Genomic DNA, 8,354 nt, shown 5'->3' with positions numbered 1-8,354 from the left:
CTCGCGCCGGCTCCGCAAGAAAATCGAGATGTTGTTCGCGCACCTCAAGCGCATTCTCAAGCTCGACCGTTTGCGTTTACGAGGTCCAAACGGCGCGCGTGACGAGTTCATCCTCGCAGCCACCGCCCAAAACCTTCGAAAGATGGCCAAGCTGATCCCGATGCCCAGGCCGAGGCTCGCATAGAGGCGGTTGAGCAGTTCGGCCAAGTCGCGACGGAGCTACTACAACTAAATACTGTCGGCCTTTTTCAACAGAATCGGCCCTAAGCGGACTATTCATGGAGACGATCTCCGGATTTCAATCTTTCCTTTCGGAGCCTCGGAGAACTGTTGCGCCAGACGGACCACATCTGTCCAGCTATTGTCGCTGACCTGGATCACTCCGCCTTCTGGCGGTTCTCTCAGAACCGGATTGAGGTCACCTGGCCTCGAACAAGAAACTCGACCTTCTGTCCCGAATTATCAGCGCCAAATCTACGTAACGTTTCCCTGGACGCCTCTGAGATTTCTAACTTCAAGACCGGCTTTCCTGTCCGTTGATCATGACCGGATGTTGTGCCGCTGAGCCGCAGTTCCTCAGCCACGCATCCTGAAATCCAAAACAGGCTGATGAGCGAAACGATAGATGATCGACATTTGAAGTGCTTCATCCGTGGCCTCCACAGTGCCGCACCTTGCGACAGCGAACGAACGTCGCCTAGTTGGCCGATAGCTGCCATAGAGGCGAGGCCTCGAAGTCTGCTTTGGAACTCTAATGGTGCAGGAATTCAAGCACCGCTTCAGGTGATGCAGCCGCCAGCGCTCCGGCACAAAACCCGACGAAACCAACCGCAGCAGCCCCGACTAATCCGTGAGATGCCCAGCCGGCCGCCGCGCCAACCACGGTGCCCAACGTAATCGTGCAAATCGCCCAAATCACATGAAGGACGGTTTTTATCGTTGTGCCCATTCGCTCAATCTACCACGGGCTCTTCCAACGGCCGTTCACAAGTTCATTAGAAGTTGTACAATGCAATTTAAAGAGAACTGACCGAAAGCTTGCCAGTATCCGCAACTGACCCATCGCTGCTCAGCGGAATGCTCGTTGGGGATTCCGCTGCCGGTCACGGAGCGGAAACTGATTGCAGCGGTCTGGATCGGCGATTTTGACCCATTGCGGAAATGGTGCCTGCTGGTGAGCAGTCGATGCCTGCGTCGCAAAATAATTCAGTGCGAGAGACCTTTTGCCATAAAAACCAAGTCGTAGGTAGCGGCCCGCTTGCTTCAGAGCGTTCTTCTCCACGCCGTACTCACGAAGCCTAATCTCGTGTAAAGACTCCGCGCCTGTTCATTCTCCACCACCACGCTCAGCTGGACCAGCTCAACCTGCTGACGGGCGTGATTGCATACCGCTTCGACTAACCGTCGACCGACTTTGGCATTCCTTGCGGCGGGCCGAACGTACATTCCCCAAAGAGCGCCTTTGTGAGCTTCTTTCTGGCCCTGTTGGACAGCGAAGCCGGCAATGCCGACGAGCTCTGTCTCGCCCGCGCCGAGCACTGTAGAGCTGCCGAGTCGATCCGAGAACAAACTCAACGGTTGAGCATCTTCAACCTCGAAGGTGCTACCGAACGCTTCCGGGTTGGCTTGAAGAGCCTCCAGTCGAATTTCTCGATAGAGGGCTGCGTCCTCCCGTGCGAGGCGACGTATCTCAATGCCGTCGTCGGTCATCCTTCGTCTTCACCAGCAGGGAGGGAATATTCCGAGCGAGTTGCACAAGATAACTTCTGCGACAAGCCGAATCGAGAGTAGCTCGACGTTCGAGTATGGCCCGTCTCGGACCTTCCGGCGAGCGCCGAGAAAGGGCTTAACCGGAAGCGGGCCGTCGGTGGACCGAAGGGCAGCCTTTGACCCAACTCGGACATTATCCATCGCGCCATTGCAATTGACAGCGTTTTGCAACCGAGGCATGGTACCTCCGGGTAGATACGACCTGCCGCTTGCGCCCCAATGGGGAAGGTGAACGTATCATGGGTCTTTCATAACCCTTTGCCCGAACGAACGGGTCAGCAACGCAAGCTCCTGGCACCTCTGTTTCGTTCAAAGCAAAGGATGAAAGGTCATGCGCGACTACCGCGACGCCAAAGCCATGGCACAGACAGTCCGGGCCTTCCTAGCCGACCACAGTGTGAAGATCACCAACAGCCAAAGCCTTGAATTGATAGCTAAGGCGTTTGGCGTGGCCGACTGGAACACACTTGCAGCAGCGATTCGCGGAGAGATCACCGCGCCGCGCACCAAGGTTGCGACCCCCTCAACCACAATTGACGCCGGGATCAGGCCTCGGGCGCCTCGGTTTTCTAGCGAACTTGAACTCACTCTGCAGCGTGCCCTCGGCTACGCTGATGCGCGAAAACATCAGTACACGACGCTAGAACATCTGCTGCTCGCGCTGATAGATGATGCGAATGCTTCGAAGGTGATGCGGTCGTGCGGTGTCGATCTTGGGGCGCTCCAGAAAAGTCTGACCGACTACATTGAGAATGGGCTGCGATCCATCGTGGTCGAAAACGGCGCATCTCCCGGAGAATCCCGTCCATCGGCGGCGTTTCAGCGCGTGTTGCAAGGTGCTGTGTCGCACGCGGAGCAAATGGGCCAACGGGAGGTCACCGGCGATAACATGATGGTTGTTATCTTTGCCGAGCGACTAAGCCCGGCAGTGCGGCGGCTCTATAGTCAGAATATGACTGCTGAGGATGCCGCGAACTTCGTCGAGCGCGGTATCATAAAACGGAGTGGCACCGCTGCGCCATGATCACTGCCAGCGCAGCGCCCAATGGGGACTTCCGTAGTTGGCCCTTTTGCGAAGTCGCGGCACGCCGCGTTGAGGGCCGCTCAGCGAGGCATAGCGGACTTAATTTGCTCACGTTGAGTCTTTCGCATTTTGACCCAACTCGGACCTCAGGACGGCGGCCTGAAACGCCACCAAAGCCAATTGCTCCAGCGTGGATTCGTCGTTAATTTACCTGTCTTCGTCTGGGCAGATAGGCCGGAGGCGAGCATGGCACGATTGGGACTGGCCGCTCAGGCGGTAAGTGCACTCACCATGATTTTCGCATGTACGGCGGGCGCGCACGCGCAGATCACCGACAAGCCGCCGTTCTGGGCCTAACTTACAACCCGCCCGACTTTAAGCCGCCCCCGGATGACGACCAACCTCGCCACGTTCCCGATAGCACCGCGAGCTATACAGTCCGGTGTTCTTCACGATGCGGCCGCCGTGTTCCGCGATTGCGGGCTCGGCATTCGCCCGCAAGACCGCGTCCGCAAGTGGGCAACGGTGGCGCGAGCGCGTCGGCAGATCGTGGCGCTAGCGCGAGCGCGTCGGCAGTTTCGGCAACTTGGCAGGATCGAGCTTCGGTAGCGGCTCGCTCGTCCTTGGCGCGGCCGGCTGCTCTTCGCTGTAGATCAGCGTGCCGCGAAGCTGCACACCGGGAAACTGCTTGGTCGTTGCTGTGTAGTGGGCGATCTTGCCACGACACGTTCCTTCCAGCTTCAGGGTGAGTTCATCGTTGCTTCCGAAAAGGGTAGGGCCATCCGCGTGCCTGTTAGTCGTCAGTTGTGCCGTGAAACGGTCACCGTCGACCTCGCACGTGCCCACATAGAACATGATGCTATCGCGACCCCATATTTTGCCGTTCTCGACATGGGCAATGCCGGTGCCGCTACCGAGCGGGGTGTTGAACCATGCAGCGTATGTTCCGTCCTTGAGCATGCGCGTAAACCGCTCCTTTGGTGGTCCCGACTGCCCGGCGAAATTGTGGCCGCAGCGGACTAATGGAGGGTTAACCGCGATGTCCGTGCAACCACGGAGTGCGGCATCGCCCTCGGCGGAAGCCATAGCTGTTCTGCGGCTCCGACCCTGTGCAGGCCTTCCCCGGTCACGGGCATATGAAGCCGGAGCAGCAGGAGATCGAACGGCTGCGCCGTGAGGTTGCCAAGCTGAAAGCCGAGCGGGATATCCGAAAAAACCTGTCCAGCGTTGTGGCGCGCCAGCGTCAGATGCTCCGGCGTGGTTCTCCGTTAGAAGAAGCAATGCCTCGAAAGATTCAGCGGACCATATTCGATATGGCGACTCGTGCACGTGCTAAATGAGGCCTGCGCGCATCAAGGACACACTACTCTTCCAGACCGGCGAGTTTGAGTGCGCCGATGTAAGCCTCAAGATCACTTGACGGCAGCTGGATCATTCGCGCCATAAGCGAGCTCGATCCGTGTGGATCAATCTTTCGAGCCTGAAGCAAGGCCATCCGGGCGGCTTCAGTCATATCCAACTTTGCTAATGACGCAGCCTTAATCCGCAGAGCTGGTGCCCAAGTTGGACGAACGGCCAACGCTCGTTCAGCATGTTTCACCGCTTCCGAATAGTTCTTCAGCACAAAGAGCGCCAATGCATACGATCCGACATAGGCGTATCCGGCCGGGTCGCGCGGGTTTAACCGAATGCCACGACCGATCGCCGCAACGGCTTCGGCTGCATTCCCCGCAGCAAGCTTAGCCAGTCCGATGGCATACCAACTGAAAGGAGAATTCGGATTTAGGGTGATCGACCTTTCGGCCAACTCGGTGCTTCTCACTAGTTCGTGTCCGAGACAGACCTGCACGAGTGCCGCGAGACTTAAGGCTTCAGCATCGTCAGAGCCGCGCAAAATGGCTTGCTCGCAACATTCAATACATTCCCGCGCATTCTCAGCGATGTTTTGAATGCAGCCTAGTGTGCGCCGAAGAAGCAGTGTCGCGCCACTATACCCCCAAGCGACCGCGCAGGACGGGTCTAGTTCAATCGCGTGTTTGAAGTGAGCAAGTGCTTGCGCGGTGCCTTGCGGGGTGTGCTCATAAAAGCAGCCGAGCCCACGAATTAGACTGTCATACGCCGTGAGGTCGTTGGTTGGTCTCCGCCTTTGTCGCTTTATTTCCGAGACACGTACTTCGCCGTCAAGCGCACCAACCACGCGCTCAGTTATCGCGTCTTGAAGATCAAACATGTCCGACGCAAGTCCGTCGAAGCGATCAGCCCAGACGTGAGCGCCCGTTTCAGTGTCATTGAGCTGGCCAGTGATCCTCAGCTTTTCGCCCCACTTGCGTACACTGCCTTCCAGTGCGTAGCGGACGCCGAGCTCGCGACCTACTTGCTGTATATTGGGAGATCGCCCTTTGTAGGCGAAGCTCGAATGACGAGCGATCACCACCAACATTGGGTTGTGCGAAAGGGCTGTGATGATGTCTTCCACTAAGCCATCCGCGAAATAGCCCTGCTCGGCCTCGCCGGTCAAGTTCTCAAAGGGGAGAACGGCGATGGACGGACGTCCACCGTCAGTACTGAAACACCAAAGTCGAGGAGGCTGTTTGAGACCCTCCTCCGTCAACACTTGGTACGCACGAACGGGACGCTCAAGATTTTTGAGTTGCTTTTGACCAAGATCGACAAATTGAAATGGCACCTTCCCCTCGACGACATCATACAATGAGCCTGATATAACGACCGTGCCAGGTAGCGCGATCGATTCCAGACGCGCAGCGATATTGACTCCATCGCCTAGGATATCGTCTCCGTGCCGAACGACATCTCCTAGATGGACACCCATTCGAAAGCGAACCTGTCGGTCTTTGGGAACCCGCTCATTCTGAGCCGCTAGTTTTGCTTGGGCTGAGACTGCGCATCTAACTGCATCCGTCGCAGTGTGGAAATCGGCGACGACACTGTCACCTGCTGTGTTTGCTATTCGGCCGTTGTGGTCCTGGATAACCGCACTGAATATCGCACGATTATGGGTTAGCGCTTCGATCGTCCCGGATTCATCTTCGGCGATCAGGCGACTGTAACCAGCGACGTCCGCGGCTAATATTGCCGCGAGCTTCCGATCTGCTTTCGCTGCCAAGGATAACTCCTCATGCAAGAAACATCGGCTAGAGGCCCCGATAATATTCAATCAGTTTAGCACGAGGGCACGCCCCATTGTAAACGAAGGATTAGACCTGAGTCAGAAAAGAGACGCTCTTGCTCAACGCGGTAGCAGCGCAGCTACGACGCAAAAGAGTTTAAGCTACGGGATTTGATCTCCTGCCAATGTATTCCGACTGCGTCTCCGCAATCACCATAGCACGCCGTTAATGGTCATCACTTCCTCAGGTTGCGGAGCGACTGCCGAAGTGCCGAGTTCTACGTCGCTCGCGCATGTTGGTCACGCTTAACCGCTTAATCGTCGTCTCTTCGCGAGTAGCGCGCAGTAAAGGCCCAAATGAGCCGCGGGGGAACCGCTCTTGGGCCCGAGCCGGCCGGGTTTAAAGCCATTTCCCACCGCCCGGGCGGGGCTTATAGCGAGCTTTTCCCGCGGTCCTGCTACGTTGGTACCTCCGGTCCGTCTTTGCGCGACACCGGGCGCCCGGTGCCCTGGCCCGAGGGACTTGCCCCTAACAATGAAGTTTCCGGCAACATAACGCTGCGCCCCACGTTATAGCTGGAAGCCACCTGTGCCCGCGGCTCAAAAGGCTAGATCGACTCCAATCGGTTCAAGAATGCCCGACTATTCACCTAGCGCTGTGAATCGACTAGGTTCGGCCTCAATCCTCAATGGTGCGGCTCTAGATATTCGGTCGTCATAAAAGAAGTCCCGTCTTCGGTTCATCGGGTGTGTCCGGTTGGTGCTTCGCAAGAGAAGCTGCTGAGCCGAGCACGTCGATACGCTTCAGGCCCGCGTAGTCGCTGATTAGGCCCAAAATGGTTTTGGCTTCTGTGCTTTGTAGTTCGGATGTTTGGCTACCTGGTTTACAAAGCAGGCGGCCTAGAGCGAGCGCTGCCTTGAATAGCTCCGCTCCAGCATTGGGCGGCGAAAAGAATTCCGCGAGGCCCTCGCGATGGGACAAATGAAAACTCTGTCCATTTAAAGTTCTAAACGATTAGTTATTCATCGCTTAGCCATATCAATTCACGCGATCGAAACGCGTGCGCTCTACTTTGGAGTGCACGGTGAGATTGATGGGAGGACATCGTGGCTTCGATTGTTAGGACCGAAAAATATCAGCGCGGGACGTTCGGGACGTTCATCAAGTGGGCATTCATCGCTTTCAACGTTCTCATGCTGATCTGGATCATTGGCGGATTTCACGCTGCTTCGACGATTGAGGTCCATTCGAATGCAGAACGGGCCGGACGAGCGATCGGCTCCGCTATCGGAGTTGCCTCACTGCTGACGCTGTGGATGGTCGGTGATGTCATCCTTGGAATTCTGGTGCTCTTTACGAGAGGGACCAAGGTCGTGACGGAGCAGACGATCGGAAGCGCATCCTCCTTTGCCTCGTTCACGTCCGCTAGCGACAACAGCTTTAGCAAAGCAGACGAGCTCATCGCGCAGTTCAAATGTCAGCAGCACGCAAGCGCTCGCGAGCCGGAATACATAAAGTCCCCGAAGAGCAGCCCTTCATTCGGCAGACGTGGTTGAACGAGAGCTAGCTCATGAACGCTCTGATTGGATTTTTGACGCTAGGAAGCCTGATCGGGATTGCGGTCGGACTCGTCATGTGCGTGTTTCAGCAGCAACGCAGTCGAGGTAAGCAAATTGCATTCTATGGTGTTGTTGCTTTCGCGTTTGTTCTCAGCTTCGCGCTATTCCAAGGTCCTAAGGACTCGGCTCAAGCGACTACCGGCCAGCCGACCCAAGCGACAGCTGCTGCATCGCCTCCAACATACAGTGACGTCTTGGGCAAGCTCAAGATTGACAGTGTCACCTGGGAGAAAGAGGGCTTCGGTACGATCATGAAGGCGTCTTTCGTTATTCGAAACTATAGCACCGTCGACGTGAAAGACGTCGTCGTCACATGTCGACATTCTGGCAACAGCGGAACATATATCGATAGCAACACCCGAACCATCTTCGAAGTTGTGCCTCACAATTCCTACCAGGCAGTGATCGATCTAAATATGGGCTTCATTCACAGTGCAGTTGTTCGTTCGGCATGCGCCGTGCAGGGCTATTCACGCACGTAGTCGAGGCCTTGTTGCTTCAAGTGGCAATAGAATTCGGTCCACCGCCGTTGCGACGTTATGTTGGTTGGGTAACGCGCATCTTCCGGCGTCCGGCGTCGGCTGGTCCGCGCTCCGTTCGGAACGGCAAGCCGCTTTGCCTAGCGGACAGTCACAACAGCTCAGATATCCGACAAACACCTCCAAGACAGCGTTAATCGTGGCTCCCGTACAACTCCGGAGCGTACGGCAAATCGTATCCATTCGGCGTAGGCCGCAGGGTTACCGCCTGAGCAGTCCAGGGTTGTCTTTATAGAACCTGATCAGCTCGATGAGGTTTTCGATTCCAAAGTCG

8 protein-coding genes are annotated in these 8,354 nt (G+C 56.5%); 5 read left to right on the top strand and 3 right to left on the bottom strand.

Annotated features, from left to right (window positions below):
• A partial coding sequence (locus IVB12_RS08660; protein WP_247297699.1) for a transposase occupies positions 1–184 on the top strand: 184 nt, incomplete at its 5' end.
• Positions 185–1,263: 1,079 nt separating this feature from the next.
• On the opposite strand, the gene IVB12_RS08655 is transcribed toward IVB12_RS08660, so the two are convergent.
• Positions 1,264–1,710, bottom strand: a complete 447-nt coding sequence (locus tag IVB12_RS08655) for a GNAT family N-acetyltransferase (protein WP_247297698.1) — start codon at positions 1,708–1,710, stop codon at positions 1,264–1,266.
• A gap of 391 nt (positions 1,711–2,101) precedes the next feature.
• Here IVB12_RS08655 and IVB12_RS08650 point away from each other — a divergent pair, with 391 nt between their 5' ends.
• On the top strand, positions 2,102–2,794 hold the full coding sequence (locus IVB12_RS08650; RefSeq protein ID WP_247297697.1) for a Clp protease N-terminal domain-containing protein: 693 nt from the start codon (positions 2,102–2,104) through the stop codon (positions 2,792–2,794).
• A gap of 555 nt (positions 2,795–3,349) precedes the next feature.
• Here IVB12_RS08650 and IVB12_RS08645 read toward each other — a convergent pair.
• On the bottom strand, positions 3,350–3,754 hold the full coding sequence (locus IVB12_RS08645; RefSeq protein WP_247297696.1) for a hypothetical protein: 405 nt from the start codon (positions 3,752–3,754) through the stop codon (positions 3,350–3,352).
• Positions 3,755–3,930: 176 nt separating this feature from the next.
• On the opposite strand from IVB12_RS08645, the gene IVB12_RS08640 reads away from it, so the two are divergent.
• A complete protein-coding gene (locus IVB12_RS08640; protein WP_247297700.1) occupies positions 3,931–4,134 on the top strand; it encodes a hypothetical protein in 204 nt (67 codons plus the stop codon).
• Positions 4,135–4,157: 23 nt separating this feature from the next.
• Here IVB12_RS08640 and IVB12_RS08635 read toward each other — a convergent pair whose 3' ends face one another.
• Positions 4,158–5,918 carry an adenylate/guanylate cyclase domain-containing protein gene (locus IVB12_RS08635; protein ID WP_247297695.1) on the bottom strand — a complete coding sequence of 587 codons (1,761 nt, stop codon included), beginning with the start codon at positions 5,916–5,918 and terminating at the stop codon, positions 4,158–4,160.
• 1,110 nt (positions 5,919–7,028) lie between these two features.
• Here IVB12_RS08635 and IVB12_RS08630 point away from each other — a divergent pair.
• Both IVB12_RS08630 and IVB12_RS08625 read left to right on the top strand, forming a co-directional pair.
• Positions 7,029–7,478: a hypothetical protein gene (locus IVB12_RS08630; protein WP_247297694.1), complete on the top strand. Its 450-nt coding sequence runs from the start codon at positions 7,029–7,031 to the stop codon at positions 7,476–7,478.
• A 14-nt stretch (positions 7,479–7,492) separates the two neighbouring features.
• Entirely contained in the window at positions 7,493–8,023 is a 531-nt protein-coding gene (locus IVB12_RS08625; protein ID WP_247297693.1) for a hypothetical protein, read from the top strand.
• The last annotated feature ends 331 nt before the right edge of the window (positions 8,024–8,354 follow it).

Origin of the sequence: Bradyrhizobium sp. 179 (assembly GCF_023073535.1) — a bacterium.
Lineage (GTDB): Bacteria > Pseudomonadota > Alphaproteobacteria > Rhizobiales > Xanthobacteraceae > Bradyrhizobium.
Note: the sequence above shows the minus strand (reverse complement) of the source record. Positions and strands in the feature narration are given on the sequence as shown.

What these genes read in the sequence shown, in the direction of transcription:
- IVB12_RS08655 (WP_247297698.1), bottom strand. Translation starts at nt 1,710, where the DNA reads ATGACCGACGACGGCATTGAGATACGTCGCCTCGCACGGGAGGACGCA.
- IVB12_RS08650 (WP_247297697.1), top strand. Translation starts at nt 2,102, where the DNA reads ATGCGCGACTACCGCGACGCCAAAGCCATGGCACAGACAGTCCGGGCC.
- IVB12_RS08645 (WP_247297696.1), bottom strand. Translation starts at nt 3,754, where the DNA reads ATGCTCAAGGACGGAACATACGCTGCATGGTTCAACACCCCGCTCGGT.
- IVB12_RS08640 (WP_247297700.1), top strand. Translation starts at nt 3,931, where the DNA reads ATGAAGCCGGAGCAGCAGGAGATCGAACGGCTGCGCCGTGAGGTTGCC.
- IVB12_RS08625 (WP_247297693.1), top strand. Translation starts at nt 7,493, where the DNA reads ATGAACGCTCTGATTGGATTTTTGACGCTAGGAAGCCTGATCGGGATT.